Origin of the sequence: Pelomonas sp. V22 (assembly GCF_030014915.1) — a bacterium.
Taxonomy (GTDB): Bacteria; Pseudomonadota; Gammaproteobacteria; order Burkholderiales; family Burkholderiaceae_C; genus JAUASW01.
The window spans coordinates 363470-379317 of sequence record NZ_JAGIXS010000001.1 but is presented as its reverse complement, the minus strand read 5'-3'; the positions used below and the strand labels follow the sequence as shown (position 1 = coordinate 379317).

10 protein-coding genes and 2 tRNA genes are annotated in these 15848 nt (G+C 67.5%); 8 read left to right on the top strand and 4 right to left on the bottom strand.

What is annotated here, in order from left to right; translation table 11 throughout:
* Window positions 1-11 precede the first annotated feature (11 nt).
* From J7U46_RS01650 to J7U46_RS01630, 5 genes are all read left to right on the top strand, one after another.
* Window positions 12-2633, top strand: a complete 2622-nt coding sequence (locus J7U46_RS01650; RefSeq protein WP_282823078.1) for a PD-(D/E)XK nuclease family protein — start codon at window positions 12-14, stop codon at window positions 2631-2633.
* Entirely contained in the window at window positions 2633-5842 is a 3210-nt protein-coding gene (locus J7U46_RS01645) for a UvrD-helicase domain-containing protein (RefSeq protein ID WP_282823077.1), read from the top strand. The genes J7U46_RS01650 and J7U46_RS01645 overlap by 1 nt, the downstream gene beginning before the upstream one ends.
* 14 nt (window positions 5843-5856) lie before the next feature.
* Window positions 5857-5933: transfer RNA gene (locus J7U46_RS01640), tRNA-Pro, on the top strand.
* A 238-nt stretch (window positions 5934-6171) separates the two neighbouring features.
* A complete protein-coding gene (locus J7U46_RS01635) occupies window positions 6172-8151 on the top strand; it encodes an OPT family oligopeptide transporter (protein ID WP_282823076.1) in 1980 nt (659 codons plus the stop codon).
* Window positions 8152-8206: 55 nt separating this feature from the next.
* Window positions 8207-8283, top strand: a tRNA-Arg gene (locus J7U46_RS01630).
* Between the two features lie 74 nt (window positions 8284-8357).
* On the opposite strand, the gene J7U46_RS01625 is transcribed toward J7U46_RS01630, so the two are convergent.
* Together J7U46_RS01625 and J7U46_RS01620 are read right to left on the bottom strand one after the other, a co-directional pair.
* Window positions 8358-9200 carry a PEP-CTERM sorting domain-containing protein gene (locus J7U46_RS01625; protein ID WP_282823075.1) on the bottom strand — a complete coding sequence of 281 codons (843 nt, stop codon included), beginning with the start codon at window positions 9198-9200 and terminating at the stop codon, window positions 8358-8360.
* A gap of 155 nt (window positions 9201-9355) precedes the next feature.
* Window positions 9356-10048 (bottom strand): glutathione S-transferase N-terminal domain-containing protein, encoded by a 693-nt coding sequence (locus J7U46_RS01620; RefSeq protein WP_282823074.1) that lies wholly within the window; start codon window positions 10046-10048, stop codon window positions 9356-9358.
* A gap of 85 nt (window positions 10049-10133) precedes the next feature.
* Here J7U46_RS01620 and J7U46_RS01615 point away from each other — a divergent pair, with 85 nt between their 5' ends.
* The gene (locus tag J7U46_RS01615; RefSeq protein ID WP_282823072.1) at window positions 10134-10886 is read left to right on the top strand and encodes a hypothetical protein; all 753 of its coding nucleotides are present in this window, start codon (window positions 10134-10136) and stop codon (window positions 10884-10886) included.
* A gap of 6 nt (window positions 10887-10892) precedes the next feature.
* Here J7U46_RS01615 and J7U46_RS01610 read toward each other — a convergent pair whose 3' ends face one another.
* A complete protein-coding gene (locus J7U46_RS01610; protein WP_282823070.1) occupies window positions 10893-11999 on the bottom strand; it encodes a phosphotransferase in 1107 nt (368 codons plus the stop codon).
* 84 nt (window positions 12000-12083) lie between these two features.
* A complete protein-coding gene (locus tag J7U46_RS01605; protein ID WP_282823069.1) occupies window positions 12084-12791 on the bottom strand; it encodes a Crp/Fnr family transcriptional regulator in 708 nt (235 codons plus the stop codon).
* 88 nt (window positions 12792-12879) lie between these two features.
* Here J7U46_RS01605 and J7U46_RS01600 point away from each other — a divergent pair, with 88 nt between their 5' ends.
* Together J7U46_RS01600 and J7U46_RS01595 are read left to right on the top strand one after the other, a co-directional pair.
* Window positions 12880-13653 carry a class II aldolase/adducin family protein gene (locus J7U46_RS01600; RefSeq protein WP_282823068.1) on the top strand — a complete coding sequence of 258 codons (774 nt, stop codon included), beginning with the start codon at window positions 12880-12882 and terminating at the stop codon, window positions 13651-13653.
* A gap of 75 nt (window positions 13654-13728) precedes the next feature.
* Window positions 13729-15846, top strand: coding sequence for a hypothetical protein (locus J7U46_RS01595; RefSeq protein ID WP_282823067.1), 2118 nt, complete (start codon window positions 13729-13731; stop codon window positions 15844-15846).
* Window positions 15847-15848 lie beyond the last annotated feature (2 nt).

The window sequence follows — 15848 nt, the reverse complement described above, 5'->3', positions numbered from 1 at the left end:
CAAGGGGAGCGATGGACAGAATGAACCTGCCGCTGGATGGGCAGCATGGGGCGGCGGCAATCTGGGCGCGGGTGGCCGAGCAGGGCATTGGCTGGCTGCGCGAGCGGGGTCTGGAAGCCCGCGATGCCGTGCTGATACTTCCGTTCGCGCAACACCTGGCCCCGGCGCGGCGCTCCTGGATGCAGCAGGGCCGCTGGCTGCCGCGCGTCGAGACCACGCACAGCCTCGCCTCGGCATTGGCGCCGACGGGCCTGGCCGAGGCCTTGCAGATCAGCTTCGACGCCGCCATCGACGCGCTGAGCGCCAAGGCCCTGCTGGCCCAACAATCCTGGGCCCAGGCCCTGCGCCGCCAGGATGGCCGGGCCTTCGACCTCGCCGTCGACCGCCTGGTGGAGGCAGCCCAGCAGATGCTGCGGGCCTCCCACCAGCGTGCGCCGCAGCAGCGTGAGGCCTTCTGGGCCGAGGCGCGCATCGCGGTGCAGGCCGAGACGCCGGGCCGCTTTGAGTCGGCACTGAGCTTGGTCGCGCTGGAATGGGCGGCGTCTGACACTCGGCCTGCCGCCACTGATGTGCTGTTCGCTCTGCGCCCGAGTGCTTGGATGGTGTTGCAGGCGGGCGGCAGTGATCCGCTGGCTGAGGCCCTGCTGGCTGACGCTGAGGCACGCGGCATTCCGGCCCTGGTCTTGAAGGCCGACTTAGAACTGGACGAGGTCGCCCATGCGCCGGCCCTGCTGGAACAGGCCCTGTGCGAGAACTTCGAGGACCAGGCGCAATGCAGCGCGGCCGCCGTGCTGGCCCATCTGCAAGCCGGCCGCGCACCGGTGGCCCTGATCGCGCAGGACCGCGTGCTCTTGCGCCGTGTGCGGGCCTTGCTGGAGCGTCGCGGTGTTGGCCTGGCCGATGAAACCGGCTGGACTCTCGCCACCTCGCCGGCCGCCGCCCACCTGATGAGCCTGTTGCGAGCCGCAGCCCCCCAGGCCACGCTGGACGAATGGCTGGCCTTGCTGAAGAGCGAAACCTGCCGCCAGTTGCGCGCTCACCTCGACGATCAGGCCCTGCCTGTGCTGGAGGCCCTGTGCCGCAAGCGCGGCTGGCGCACGCCGCAGTCGGTGCGTTTCGATGAGTTGTCCGAGGCCAGCCTCAGCCTCTGGCGCCTGGCGCGCAGCGCCGTGCGCCAGTTCACTGAAGGCCCGTCCGAGCGCAGCCTGCAGGCCTGGCTGGATGGCCTGAAACAGCTACTGCAGCGCCTGCAGGCCGAGGAGCCTTTGATCGCCCTCGATGCCGGCCAGCCCTTGCTTGATGCGCTGTGGCTGCAGCGCCAGCCCTGGCCCGGCAGCGCGCATGAACACATGCTGCAGCAGACCTTGCTCGATGCGGCCGGCTTCCTGGCCTGGATAGACCAGACGCTGGAAGCCCAGCAGTACCTGCCCCCCGCGCCCGAACAGGCGCAAGTGCTGGTGACGCCGCTGGCCCGCGCCATGCTGCGGCCGTTCGGTGCCATCGTGCTACCCGGTGCCGATGCGCAACTGGGCGCGGCCACGGCCGGGCCGGCCTTGATCAGCGATCGCCTGGCCGCACGCCTTGGGCTGCCCACGCTGCAGCAGCGCCGCGAAGCCAGCGCGGCAGCCTTCACGCAGCTGCTGCGCGCCGAGGCCCTGACGCTCTTGCGCTGCACCCGGCAGGGCAGCGAGCCGCTGGCCGCCAGCCCCTTGCTCGACCGCTTGTCGCTGGCCCTGCAGCGCGCGGGCCATGTGGGATTGCAGCCCTGGGTCGATCCGCGCCCGCCTATAGAGATCGCGCCGCAAGCGCAGGCGAGGGCGGCCGCCGCGGCGCCCGGCCGTGTGCCGGCCAGCCTGTCGGCCAGCGCCATTGAATCGCTGCGCGACTGCCCCTACCAATTCTTCGCCCGAGTCCTGCTGAAGCTGCAGGAATCGCCCGAGCTGGAAGCCGAACTCGACAAGAGCGACTACGGCAGCTGGCTGCATGCGCTCCTGCATCGCTTCCATCAGGAGCGTGGCGCCAAGCCCGATGCCGAGCTGCTGGCCAGCCTGGCCGACGAGCTGGCGCAAGGCCTGCCACCGGCCGAGTTCCTGCCCTACCGCGCGAGCTTTGACCGCTTCGCCGAGCGCTACCTGGTCTGGCTCGCCGAGCACGAGGCCGCCGGTGCGCGCTACGAGGCTGGCGAGCAGGCGCGCGAGCTGCAGCCATGGAGCGAGTCTGGCCATGCCTTGGCGCCCTTGGTCCTGCGCGGCCGCCTGGACCGCATCGACCGTCAGGCCGATGGCTCCCTGCTCTTGATCGACTACAAAACCGGCAGCGTGGCCGGCCTGAAGGACAAGGTCGCCCGCCCGCCTGAAGACACGCAGCTGGCTGTCTATGCCGCGCTGATGCGCGACGCCGGCGCAGCGCTGCAGGCAGAGTACCTGGCGCTTGACGACAGCAGCGGCATCGTGGCCGTGAGCCATGCCGACGTCGAGCACAGCGCCGCCTTGCTGATCGACGGGCTGGAGCAGGACCTGCTGGCGATGGAGCAGGGCGCGGCCCTGCCGGCGCTGGGCGAGGGCCGGGCCTGCGGCTTCTGTGAAATGCGCGGCCTGTGCCGGCGCGACGACTGGTCCGAGGAGGCCTTGTGATGCAAGCGGCCTACACCGTGGACGCTCGCCTGGTCGAGCGCAGCCGTTTCTATGCCATCGCCTGCGACCCGCGCCGCAGCGTGGTGGTCGAGGCTTGCGCTGGCGCGGGCAAGACCTGGATGCTGGTCTCGCGCATCCTGCGTGCGCTGCTGGATGGCGTTGCGCCGCAGGACATCGTGGCCATCACCTTCACCCGCAAGGCCGCCGGCGAGATGCGCCAGCGCCTGTCGGAATGGCTGCATGAGTTTTCGCATTGCACGGCCGAGCGCCGCGTCAGCGAACTGATTGCGCGTGGCATGGCGGCCGAAGAGGCTCGTGCCGCCGAGCCGCTGCTGGCCGGTCTGCAGGAGCGCTTGCTGGGACAGGGACGCTCGGTCGAGATTCGCACCTTCCATGCCTGGTTTGCGCAGCTGCTGCGCGTGGCGCCGCTGGAGCTCCTGCAGCGCGAAGGCATTTCCGCCGAGCTGCAATTGCTGGAAGACGAAAGCGAGCTGATGCCCCAGCTCTGGCAGCGCTTCAACACCGCTGTGCTCGCCGACGCGGCCTTGCTGGCGGACTACCAGGCCCTGGTCTCCGAGCGTGGCCGCAACACGGTGCAGCGCTGGCTGGAGGCGGCCTTCGACAAGCGGGTCGAGTTGCGCCTCGCCGAATCCTCCTTGATGGATGGCATGCCCGGCGCGGAGGCCATCGGTCCTGAGTTCGACGGCTTGGTGGATCCGCTGCAGCTGTTTGCCGGGCAGCGTCAGCGGCTTTCTGCGCTCGGCGTCCTGCTTGGCGCTGGCAAGACGGCCAAGGCACGCAAGGCCGGCAGCGCTGTCGAGCTGGGGCTGACGCACGAGGCTGAAGACGCTGCATTTGCAGCCGTCTGGGCGGCGCTTTTCACCGCCAAGGGGGAGCCCCGCAAAAGCCTGGGCGATGACCCCGAGATCGGCGCTTGCCTCGACCAGCTTGAGCGTCTGGCGCGAGCCCGTGCCCAGCACCGGGCTCGCGAGGACCACCGCCGCATGTCGCGCCTGGCCCTGGTGCTGATCGAGGCCTTCGAGCGCCTCAAGCGGCAGCGTGGCCTCGTGGACATGAACGACCTGGAGCGTGGCGCGCTCGCGCTGCTGGCCGATCCGCAGCTGTCGGGCTGGGTGCAGCAGCGGCTGGACGCGCAGGTGCGGCACCTGCTGATCGACGAATTCCAGGACACGAGCCCGCTGCAATGGCATGCGCTGTACGGCTGGCTGGCTTCGTATGCCGGTGCGGGCGCCAATGCGCCGGCGGTCTTCATCGTTGGCGATCCCAAGCAAAGCATCTACCGCTTCCGCCGAGCCGAGCCGCGCGTGTTCGCCGCTGCACGCGAGTTCGTGCAGCAGGCGCTGGGCGGCGCGGTGCTGGCCTGTGATCACACGCGGCGCAATGCGCTGCCGGTGCTGAGCGCGGTCAACGAGGTGTTCGAGTCGGCCCGCGCGGCCCTGCAGTACCCGGACTTCCGCGCCCACACGACCGAGGTGGCGGCGCCGGGCGCGCTGGATGGCTTGTTCCATCTTGAAGTGGCGGCGGCCTCAATCAGCAAGCCTGACGACGGCGTGGACGAGGCCTGGCGGCCCTCACTCAGCCAGGCGCGCCGCGAGGCCGAGTTGCACCGCCGGGCGGCCGAGGCGCAGGCCGTGGTGGTGGCGATTCAAGAGTTGCTCGGCCCGGGGCGGTTGAGGCCGGGTCAGATCTTCGTGCTGGCCCGCAAACGCGAGCCGCTGCGCGTGCTGGCCCAGGCCTTGAAGGCGGCCGGCATCGCCCACGCGGCACCCGAGGATCAGGCGCTGCTGGATGCGCCCGATGTGCGCGACCTGATTGCACTGCTCGATGTGCTGGCGTCGAGCAGTCACAAGCTCTCGCTGGCCCATGCCTTGCGCAGCCCGCTGTTCGGCGCCAGCGAGGCCGACCTGCTGTGGCTCGCCGAGCAGTCGGCAGCATTCGATGGCAGCTGGTGGTCTGCGCTGCAATGCGGTGAGGCGCCAGGTGAAGCCTTGCCGCGCGCGGCACGCTTGCTGGCCGCCTGGTCGGCTCGTGTGGGCCGCCGCAGCCCGCATGAGCTGCTGGACCAGATCGTCCATGAGGGCGAGCTGATCCAACGGCTGCTGGCCGTCGTGCCACCGTCGGAGCGGCGCGCGCGGGTGCACGCGATCGAGGCACTGCTGGCGCTCTCGCTCGATCTCGATGGCGGCCGCTATGCGAGCCTCTATGGCTTCGTCCGTGCCTTGAAGAGCCGGGCGCTCACCCTGAGCGCGCCGGCCGAGAGCGAGGCGGTGCAATTGCTGACGGTGCATGGCGCCAAGGGTCTGGAGGCCGATGTGGTGTTCCTCCTTGATGCCGAGGCTGCACCGGCTCGGGCGGAGAGTGCCACGCTCTTGATCGACTGGCCGGTGCAGGCAGAGCGTCCACAGCGCGTGGCCTTCCTCGCCTCGGAAAGCAAGGCGCCGCCGGCACTGCAGGCGCTGCTCGATGAAGAGCGCGAACAGCGCCAGCGTGAGGAACTCAATGCGCTTTATGTGGCGATGACGCGGGCCCGCTCGCGCCTGGTGCTGAGCCGCACGCCCTCGCTGCGTGCCGGCAGCCATGCGAGCTGGTGGAGTCGTCTGCAACCGCTGTCGGCCCCCTGGCTGCCGCCATCCGGGGAAGGGGGGCTGAGTGCGGCGGTGCCGGCTCGCTGGCTGGATCTGCCAGCCGCCCCGCCGCTGCCTGCGCCGCGTCCGGCCGCTGGAGGCGAAGCCGAGGACCCGGCCAGCGCCGCGCTCGGCGAAGCCCTGCATCGCGTGCTCGAATGGGCCAGCGGCCCGGCACCACAGGCCTTGCCGCGATTGCTGGCCAGCGCAGCCCAGATGTATGGGCTTGATGCCAAGCGCAGTCAGGCGCTGGAGCGCAGCGCCATGGCGATTCTTCAAAGCAAGGATTGCGCGCCATTCTTCAAGACGGATCAACTGCTCTGGTCCGGCAACGAAGTGGCTGTCAGCCTCGATGGCATGGATCAGCGCATTGACCGCCTGGTCTGCATGAATGACAGGACCTGGTGGGTGCTGGACTACAAGCTGAACCCGGCGCCCGAGCGGAACCCAGACTACGTTGAGCAGTTGCGCCGCTATCGCCGTGCGGTGTCGGCGCTGCAGCCCGGAGAAATTATTCGCACGGCTTTCATCACTTCTGACGGAAGGCTCGTGGAATCAGGCTAGAATGGCGGTCTTGTCGGAGTGTAGCGCAGCCTGGTAGCGCACCTGCTTTGGGAGCAGGGGGTCCAAGGTTCGAATCCTTGTACTCCGACCAAGATTAAAACTAGCAAGCCCGCATCGAGTTTCTCGCTGCGGGCTTTTGCTTTTTTAAGAGCCGTTTTGTAAGAACCGTTCTGCGGGGGGCGGTCCTCCGGGCAAGTCCGACTGCCTTCCTGACGGCGGCCGGTGAAAATCGCGCGCCGAAAACGCCGGACCCGACCGGTACCTGCCCAAAAGGCACTCCCCGTGGCGACCGAGTTGCCGCCATCGTCACCGACCAAGAAGCGATATCCATGGCCATCCATCAGTTGACCGACGAGCAAACCCGCAACTGGACGCGGGGGCAGAAAGATCAGTGGTGGTTCAGCCAGGTCTATCGTGGCGAGATGGCGCAGCTGACGGTGCGTTCGGCCCTGATGGGCTTCATGCTCGGCGGCATCCTCTCGGCCACCGGCCTCTACATCGGCGCCAAGACCGGCATCACGCTGGGCGTGGGCCTGACCTCGGTGATCCTCGCCTTTGCGCTGTTCCGCATCCTGCACGGCGCGGGCCTGGCGGCCGACTTCACCATCCTCGAGAACAACTGCACCCAGTCGATCGCCACCGCCTCGGGCTATGTGGTGAGCCCGCTGTACGCCGGCCTCGGCGCCTACATGCTGGTGACCGGCAATATCCCGCCCTGGTGGCAGATCATGCTGTGGATGATCGTCGTGGCCATCCTCGGCGTGCTGGTGGCCTTCCCGATGAAACGGCGCTTCATCAATGAAGAGCAGCTGCCGTTCCCCGAAGGCCGGGCCAGCGGCGTGGTGCTGGATTCGCTCTACACCGGCGACGCTGGCGAGGGCATGTTCAAGGCCCGCGTGCTGGGCTTCACGGCGCTGGGCGCCGCGATCTACCAGGCCATCATCAGCGATGGCTGGATGAAGCTGTTGCAGGTCAAGGCCTTTGGCGCGCAAGCCGCCTGGGTGCTGCACGAACGCATCGACACCTACTACTACCAGGCTGCCGCCAAGCTGGACTGGGCCATCCCCAAGATCCTCGGCACCGACTTCCGTGTGCTCGGCCTGCGCGCCACGCTGGACCTGGCCATGATAGGCACGGGCGGCCTGATGGGCATCGCCGTGGCCACCAGCTGCATGATTGGCGCCTGCGTCAACTTCCTGCTGCTCGCGCCGCTGATGATCCAGGCCGGCGATATCGCGCCGCGCGTCGGCATCAATGGCGCGCTGGTGCCGCTGAGCCGCATCGAGATCGTCAACCAATGGTCGCTGTGGTGGGGCGTGACCATGATGGTGGTCGGCGCCCTGGTGAGCCTCGCGGCCAAGCCCGAGCTGTTCACCAATGCCTTCAAGTCCATGTTCGGCAAGAAGCAGGGCGGCGCTGCTGCGTCGGCCGGCTCCGACGTGCTGTCCGGCATCGAGGTGCCGCTGTGGATCTCCTGGGTCGGTGTGCCCATCTTCAGCGTCATCGGCGTCTGGCTCACGCACAGCTTCTTCGGCGTGCCCTGGCTGCTGTGCTTCATCTCGCTGCCGCTGATCTTCGTGCTGACCGTGATCTGCGTGAACTCGATGGCCCTGACTTCGTGGACACCGACCGGCTCGCTGTCCAAGATCACCCAGTTCTCGATGGGCGCGATCGACAGCAGCAACCCGGCCAGCAACCTGGTGCCGGCGGCCATGACGGCTGAGGTGGCGACCAACGCCAGCAATCTGCTGTCCGACATCAAGGCCGGCTACATGCTCGGCGGCAAGCCGCGCCACCAGGTGGTGGGCCACATCATCGGCATCTTTGCCGGCGTGATGGCCTGCGTGCCGCTGTTCTTCCTGCTGTTTCTGCAGCCCGACGCCAATGGCGTGCGCACGACGGCCTCGATGGTCTCCGACCAGTTCGCCATGCCGGCCGTGATGCAGTGGAAGGGCGTGGCCGATCTGATCGCCAAGGGCGTCAAGGACCTGCCGAGCTCGGCCGTGATCGCCATGGTCGTTGCGGCCCTGGTGGCCATCGTGATGGAAGTGACGCGGATCGTCACCAAGGGCCGCTTCAAGCTGTCTTCCGTGGCCATCGGCCTCGGCGTGGTGCTGCCGCCGGAGTCGGTGTTCGCCATGTTCGTCGGCGCGCTGATGTTCTGGGTCATGAGCCTGCGCCACAAGAAGGCGCCGGGCACGCTGGGCCATCGCATCTGGGTGGAATGCTGCGAACCGATCTGCGCCGGCCTGATCTCGGGCGCCGCGCTGATGGGCATCGGCAACGCCATCCTCAACGTGCTGATCTGATGCAGGGCGGGCTGCCAGTACCCAGCTGCAGCCCCATGCGAGAATTCTGCGCTCACTGCCCATAGCTCAACTGGATAGAGCAATTGCCTTCTAAGCAATAGGTCGGGGGTTCGAGTCCCTCTGGGCAGGCCAGATCATCGTTGCCGCAGCAGTCATAAAAAAGGGCCGGTCATGACCGGCCCTTCGTGCGTCTGGCGAATGTTGCCTCAGCGCTGGCGTCGGCGGCTCAGGCCGAGGGCTGCCAGGCCCAGGCCCATCAGGGCCAGCGAGGTCGGCTCGGGCACGCTGCCACCGATGGTGCCAATGGGGTCGTAGCTCGAGTTGAACTGCCAAGCCAGGATGTCGTGGTTGCCGTAGGCCGAGCCCGTGCCCGAGGTGAAGCCGACGAAGGCGTCGGTGGTCAGCAACTGGCCAGGCAGGTCGACCGTGTAGGAGAGCATGGCGGCGCCCGGGCGGGGGCCGAGGCCCTCCAGCAGGCGCACCTCAAGCAGGTCGGTCACGCCGTTGTAGTCGACCCAGGCGCTCCAGATGCTGCCGTTGTTCATGCGCGTGCCCACATGGACCTGGCTGACAGAGTCGATATTGCCGCCCAGGTCGATGCCGACATGGTTGCCGTCGTTGTCGTCCCAGCTGCCGTTGTTCCAGGTGTCGAACTCGATGCCGACGCTCTTGGGCAGGCCCTGGTAGCCGATGCCGCCACCCACGCCACCGGCCGTGTTGGCCACGGTCTGGACCACGAACACGAGGCCGTCGGCGCCGCAGCCATCGCTGTCGCAGATGCCGCCGGAATCCGTGATGCGGAAAGTAAAGGCGCTGCTGAAGGAGGCGTCTGCAGCCAGCGACACAGCCGTGGTCGAGAAAGCCGATCCGGACTGGCTGGTGGTGGCCGGCGTCAGGCGCAATGCACTGCCGACCTTTGCGGCGCTGCCATTGAGCTGCATGCCGGCGACACTGGAGAAGTCGTTGAACAGCAGGGTCGTGGCAGAGGCATTGCCGATGGCGGCAAATGCCAGGCAAACGGGTGCCAGGGCATTCTTGACAAAACGCATGATGAGACTCCGATGGGATTTCTTGGCTGCCGCGAGCAAGCTGCATGCCAGTTCGGACTTTCTGCTTGCGTTTCAGTGGCTTGGCTGGCTCCGAGGCGCGCACTGGGGGTACCGGATGTAAGCCTGGCCGACAGTGCCCCGGCGGGTTGCTCGCATCAATGGCGCTTGTACTGCATGGCGCCGAACAGGTTCTCGCGTGCCTGGTCGTCAAGCAGGGGCTTGCGCGCGCTGGCCAGCACCTCGACGCCGCGCTGCACCGCCGGCCGAGAGGCAATCTCGTCGAACCAGCCTTTGAGGTGCGGATAGTCGTTCATCTCGACGCCCTGGTTCTTCCAGGAGCGCAGCCAGGGGAAGATGGCGATGTCGGCGATGCTGTAGGCCTTGCCGCCGATGTAGGGGCTGAGGCCCAGCCGCTTGTTGATCACGTTGTAGAGGCGGTGTGCCTCGTTGGTGTAGCGCTCGATGGCGTAAGGGATCTTCTCGGGCGCGTAGATGCGGAAGTGGTGGGCCTGGCCCAGCATGGGGCCGACGCCGCCCATCTGGAACATCAGCCACTGCAGCACTTCATACTTGCCATGGGTGTCGGCAGGCAGGAATTTGCCCGTCTTGCCGGCGAGGTAGAGCAGGATGGCGCCCGACTCGAACAGTGAGATCGGCTTGCCATCGGGGCCGGACGGGTCGACGATGGCCGGAATCTTGTTGTTGGGGCTGATCGCCAGGAAGGCTGGATCGAACTGGGCGCCGCCGCCGATGTCCACAGGGATCACCCGATAGGGCAGACCGCATTCTTCCAACATGATGTGAACCTTATGCCCGTTGGGCGTGGCCCACGAATAAACTTCAATCATTTGTCGGTCTCCATCCGGCCAACCGCGAGGCTGCTGAATGGCTCGTCATCAGCGGCATCAACCGGCCAATGCATTGTCCTGACTCATGGTAATTAAGCAAGTCAAAAGCTGGTTCGTCGCCCGTGCCAATGCTGCCCGCTGGCGCAGCGTCGCCGACTGGGCCGACAGCCGCGGCGCGGTCTTCAAGCAGGTGCGCGACGGTCGCGGTTTCGTGATCGAGCAGCCCAAGGCCTCGGTCGGCAACCTGCGCATCGAGTGGGGGCCTTCGCAGCGCAGCTACATCAGCGGCAACGAGCTGCGCATCCGCTGCGAGCTGAAGCTGCACTCCGACCTGCAGATGATGGTGCTGGCGCGCGAGCTGATGGAGTCGCTGGAGAACACCGTCTTCGAGGCCTACACCGACACGCTCAAGACCCGCGTCGACACCGACACGCCGGAAGAGATGCGCTGGCTGGTGATGTTCCCCAAGCTCAGCCAGATCGCCTCCAAGCTGGTGCGCTCGCGTTTCGGCGCGGTGGGCGTCAACAAGGACCTGACCACCGCCTGGGTCGATGGCGACCTGAGTCCGGCCCTGGTCCAGGCCAGTCAGGACTTGCTGCCGGCCAGCCGACCCTTCGTGCTGCTGACCATGCGCGGCAACGCTTACCTGCGCACCTCGATGGAGGAGCCGGTGCTGGAGCAGATCCAGTCTTTCCTGAAGCTGATGGAAGTGGCGGGGCGTGAGGCGCAGCGCGTCAATGGCCGCCTGACGGACGGGCCGTGGCCGACGACCTCATCGATCGCCTGGCAGAGCCAGCCGCCTGAAGAAGAGCCCACCAGCCCGCCGCCGCGCGACTGAGGCTGTTCAGCGCTGCGTTGAGAGGGCGCGCGCGCCCTGCGCGCTTTTCTGTGCGAACTGCCAGGCCAGTTCGGCCATGGGTCGCGCGCCTGCACCAGCCTCACGTGCCTTCTCGCTCGACGCCGTGCCCGCCTCCACACGCTTGGCAATGCCTTGCAGGATGGCGGCGATGCGGAACAGGTTGTAGGCCAGGTAGAAATTCCAGTCGGCCATCACGGCCGCCACGTCCTTGCGGCCGGTGCGCTCGCAGTAGCTGCGCACGTAGCTGAGTTCATCCGGGATGCCGAGCGCTGCCAGGTCGCGCCCGCCGATGCCGCGTGCCGCGCCCTTGGTCTCTATGTGCCAGGACATGCAGTGGTAGCTGAAGTCCGCCAGCGGGTGGCCGAGCGTGGAGAGCTCCCAGTCCAGCACCGCGATCACGCGCGGCTCGGTCGGGTGAAACATCAGGTTGTCCAGCCGGTAGTCGCCATGGACGATGGACACTTCCGCCTCGTCGCGTGCGGAGGCCGGGATGTTGGCCGGCAGCCATTCGATCAGCCGGTCCATGGCCTCGTTCGGCTGGGTCGCCGAGGCCTGGTACTGCTTGCTCCAGCGGCCGATCTGGCGCTCGAAATAATTGCCCGGCTTGCCGTAGCTTGCGAGGCCCAGGGCCGCGAAATCGACTTGGTGCAGGGCGGCGATCACGCGATTCATCTCGGCGTAGATGGCGCCACGCTCCTCGGTGCTCATGCCAGGCAGGCTCTGGTCCCACAGCACGCGGCCGCTCATGAACTCCATGATGTAGAAGGCGCGGCCGATGACTGATTCGTCCTCGCATAGCGCCAGCATCTCGGGCACCGGCACTTGCGTGCCACGCAGTGCGCTCATCACCGCGAACTCGCGCTCGACAGCATGGGCCGAGGGCAGCAACTTGGCCACCGGCGCTGGCTTGGAGCGCATCACATAGCTGCGCTGCGGCGTGACGAGCTTGTAGGTCGGGTTGGACTGGCCGCCCTTGAACTGCTCGACGGTGAGCGGCCCGGCGAAGCCGGCTACATGGGCGCTGAGCCAGGCGGCCAGGGCGTCGGTGTCCATGGCCTGGGAAGGGGCGCGGGTGCCGGTGTTGTCGTCCATCGCTACAGCTTTCAGTGGAAGCGGTATTGTGGAGCGCGGCTTGATCGTCATCAGTCGCTTGCGCGACGGCCCTGAGGTGCTGCCCTACTTGCTCGCAATCGCGAGCAGCTTGTCTTTGCTCAGCACCACCAGGCGCGTCGGCTCGACCCGCACCGCGCCATCGCGCTCGAAGCCCTTGAGCTCCTGGTTCACGCGCTGGCGCGAGGCGCCCAGCATCTGGGCCAGGTCTTCCTGTGCTAGTTGCAGGCCGATGCGGATTTCTTCCTCGCCCTGCGGCACGCCATAAGAGCGCGCCAGCAGCAGGATTTGCTTGGCCAGGCGGGAAGCGAGCGGCCGGGTGTTGAGGTCCTCGACCACGTCAAACATCAGGCGCAGGCGGCGGCAGTTCAGGCGCAGCAGGGCCTCGTAGAGCTCGGCATGCTTGGAGAGCAGGTCCTTGAAGTCGGGCTTGCGCACGACGAGCAGCGTGGTGTCGCCGTGGGCCGTGGCGTCATGCGTGCGCGGCAGGCCATCGAACAGCGAGATGTCGCCGAACCAGGTGCCCGGCTCCACGTAGGTGAGGGTGATCTGCTTGCCCGAGAGCGAGACGGAACTGATGCGCACAGCGCCCTTGGCCACGCCGCACCACTCCTCGGCGGGTTCGCCACGGCAGGAGAGGAGGGCATCGTCGCCCAGGCGGCGCACTGAGGCGCGCGAGAGAATGTCGTTGCGCAGGGCAGGCGAGAGCTTGGAGAACCACGAGCCTGCGTCTATGGTGCTGCGTTCGGATGCTGTAAGAGCCGTGCTGTTCATGGGCTTGTCGCTGACGTGACAGCAAGGGCTTGCCGTCCTTGCCTATTGTCCACGAGCTGCCAACCCTTGCTTTTGAACCGGAGCCACCATGCCGCCGCTGCCCAGCGAAATTCCGTCTCGCCGCGAAACCTGCAGCCCCGAGGAGTGGGCCTTGCGCGTCGACCTGGCGGCCGCCTACCGCCTCGTCGCCATGTTTGGCTGGGATGATCTGGTGTTTACCCACATCAGTGCGCGGCTGCCGGACCGGCACGACGAGTTCCTGATCAACCCCTACGGCCTGATGTTCGACGAGATCACAGCCTCCAGCCTGGTCAAGATCGACATGCATGGCAACAAGCTGGAGGACTCGCCATTCCCGGTCAACCCGGCCGGCTTCACCATCCACAGCGCCGTGCATGCGGCGCGGCCCGATGCGCAATGCGTGCTGCACACGCACACGCTCAATGGTGTGGCAGTGTCGGCCCAGCAGGGCGGTGTGCTGCCGATCTCGCAGCACTCGATCTTCGTCCTCTCCAGCCTCGGCTATCACGACTACGAGGGCGTGGCCCTGCGCGACGAGGAGAAGCCCCGCCTGGTCCATGACCTCGGCAGCAATAACTACCTGATGCTGCGCAATCATGGCCTCCTAACTGTGGGCCGATCGGTGGCCGATGCCTTCCAGGCCATGTATTTCTTTGAGGCCGTGTGCAGCATCCAGATCCGTGCGCAGGCGGGCGGCGGCGAACTGATCCGTATCGACCCTGCCATCATCGCTACGGCCCAGGAGCAGGCACGTCAAGCCACCAGGGGGCAGGGCAGTTCGTTGGCCTGGCCGGGCCTGCTGCGCCGACTTGACCGCCGCATGCCCGGCTACGACCACTGAGTCAAGGGGAGTCCCCCGGGGAGCGCTGTAACTCTCCGTGATAGAGTGCCCGGCATCCAAGCTTTGCCTGTTGGCATGGAGCCCGTCATCCTCGCGCGAACTAGCCAATCAGAAGCTGCCAAGCTCGCCCCGCTGATGCTGGCGGTGCTGCTGCTGGGCGCGCAAAACGGGGCTCAAGCCCTGGGGGTCGGACGGCCGCTGACGCTGTCCGCGCTGGGCCAGCCGCTCAACCTGGTGTTCCCCATCCAGCTGGGCGGCGATGAAGCCCTCACCCCCGATTGCGCACGTGCCGAGGTAATTGCCGGCGAGACCCGCATCCCCGCCGGCCTGGTCCAGGTTCAATTGGAAGGCGAGAGCGACAGCACCGTTCGCGCGGTGCGTGTGCAAAGCCTGGTGCCGGTGGACGAGCCGCTGGTCACCGTTAGCCTGTCGCTGGGTTGCCCGACCCGTTTCACCCGCCAGTTCACCGCCTTCGTCGACCCGCCGGCACTTCGCACCGACCTGCCGCAGGAAGCCCGTCTGCCGGATACCGCTGTGCGCAGCTATTCGCCGCAGCTGCGCGCTGCGCTGTCGACGGCCGACGCCCGGCCCGGTCAATTGCTTGCGCCCACGGCGTCGCCCGCGGCGCCACAACTGGCCCAGTTGCCCGCCGAGGCTGCCTCGGCGCCTGCGCCCAAGCCCGCGTCGGCTCGCCGCCCGCCTCGCAGCAACGAGGTGAGCGTCGCCGCTGCCGGAGAGGCCGAAGCCGCCAGTGCACCTGCCCGTGCGGCCTCGGCTCCCAAACCCGCCGCGAAGCCGCCGCGCAAGCCAGCGGCCACCACCGTGGCCAGCGCCGGCCCGGCCGTCGGCGCCAAACCCGCACCGGCACCCAAACCCCGACTTCAGCTGGAGCCGGCCGAGGCGCTGGAGACGGCGCTGCCCGCCTCCGCGCCGCTGCCCGCAGCCAGCGCTCCGGCTCCGGATGCCGGTGCCGAACGGATCAAGCGCCTGGAAGAAAACCTGCAGCGCATGCAGGCCCAGAGCCGCGAGACCACCGACAAACTGGCCCTGCTGCGCAACCAGTTGGAGCAAGAGCATTCGGCCCGCTACCAGAACCCGGTGGTCTATGTGCTGGCCGTGCTGCTGGCCGGCTTGGCTGCCTTCTGTGCCTACCTGTGGCGAGCCCGGGCGCGCGACCGTGCGCTGCACGAATCCAACTGGTGGAACGAAGTCAAGACTCAGGCCCCGCATGCCAACAAGCGCATGAGCCGCGAACCCGAGGCCATGGGCCTGGCGGGGGCCAGCCTGCCGCTGCCGCTGGACGAAGCGGTGCCGGCGCCGACTCCGGTGCCGACGCCATCAACCCCACCCGAGGCCCAGAGTCTGGCGGCCCGCATCAGCGCCAACCTGGACGACACCCATCTCTTGCGCGCCGTCGAGACGCCCGAGGAGGACCACGGCGGCCACTCCACGGTGCAGATTCCGCAGCTGGGCGATTTCGTCAGCGATTCCATGCTGATGCCGCCGCCCGTCGCGCGCCGCCCGGCCTACAGCGAGCCCTTGTCGGTGTCCTTGGTCGAGCAGACGATTCCGCTCGACGCGCGGGCTGCCTCTGCGGCTGCTCAGAAGCCCTTGTCGGTCGAGAGCCTGATCGATCTCGAACAGCAGGCCGAGTTCTTCATGCTGCTGGGCCAGGATGGTGCAGCCATCGAATTGCTGAGTGGCAGGCTCACCGGTGCCGTCAGCCCCTGGCCTTATCTGATGTTGCTGGAGATCTACCAGCGCCAGGGCGACCGCTCGGCCTTTGAGCTGGTGGGCGAGAGCTATGCCCATCAGTTCGGCGTGCCGACGCTGGATTGGGACTGGCCGCTCGGCGACGGCCCGGGCCTGCCGGCCTGCCCCGAGGTGCTGCATCTGCTGGAGAAGATCTGGATCGACAACGCCGCCAGCATGGATCTCTTGCGCGGCCTGCTGTCGCGCGGCGGCCAGTGGCAGGGCGGCCGGGTCGCCATGGCGCCGGCCGATCTGCAAGACCTGGCCCTGATGCGCGACATGCTGATGCTCTACCTGGTGGCGCGCGACCTGGCCGAGCATCCGGCCCGCACGGCGGCCGAGTCGGTGGACCTGGTGCTGCCGCTGGATGGCGGCTCCTCGAACGGCCTGGATCTGGACCTCGACCTGGACATCACGGGCGACCCCTCCGTCGCCCACTGATT

Coding starts and splice junctions, on each gene's coding strand:
- J7U46_RS01650 (WP_282823078.1), top strand. CDS start 12: ATGGACAGAATGAACCTGCCGCTGGATGGGCAGCATGGGGCGGCGGCA.
- J7U46_RS01645 (WP_282823077.1), top strand. CDS start 2,633: ATGCAAGCGGCCTACACCGTGGACGCTCGCCTGGTCGAGCGCAGCCGT.
- J7U46_RS01635 (WP_282823076.1), top strand. CDS start 6,172: ATGGCCATCCATCAGTTGACCGACGAGCAAACCCGCAACTGGACGCGG.
- J7U46_RS01625 (WP_282823075.1), bottom strand. CDS start 9,200: ATGCGTTTTGTCAAGAATGCCCTGGCACCCGTTTGCCTGGCATTTGCC.
- J7U46_RS01620 (WP_282823074.1), bottom strand. CDS start 10,048: ATGATTGAAGTTTATTCGTGGGCCACGCCCAACGGGCATAAGGTTCAC.
- J7U46_RS01615 (WP_282823072.1), top strand. CDS start 10,134: ATGGTAATTAAGCAAGTCAAAAGCTGGTTCGTCGCCCGTGCCAATGCT.
- J7U46_RS01610 (WP_282823070.1), bottom strand. CDS start 11,999: ATGGACGACAACACCGGCACCCGCGCCCCTTCCCAGGCCATGGACACC.
- J7U46_RS01605 (WP_282823069.1), bottom strand. CDS start 12,791: ATGAACAGCACGGCTCTTACAGCATCCGAACGCAGCACCATAGACGCA.
- J7U46_RS01600 (WP_282823068.1), top strand. CDS start 12,880: ATGCCGCCGCTGCCCAGCGAAATTCCGTCTCGCCGCGAAACCTGCAGC.
- J7U46_RS01595 (WP_282823067.1), top strand. CDS start 13,729: ATGGAGCCCGTCATCCTCGCGCGAACTAGCCAATCAGAAGCTGCCAAG.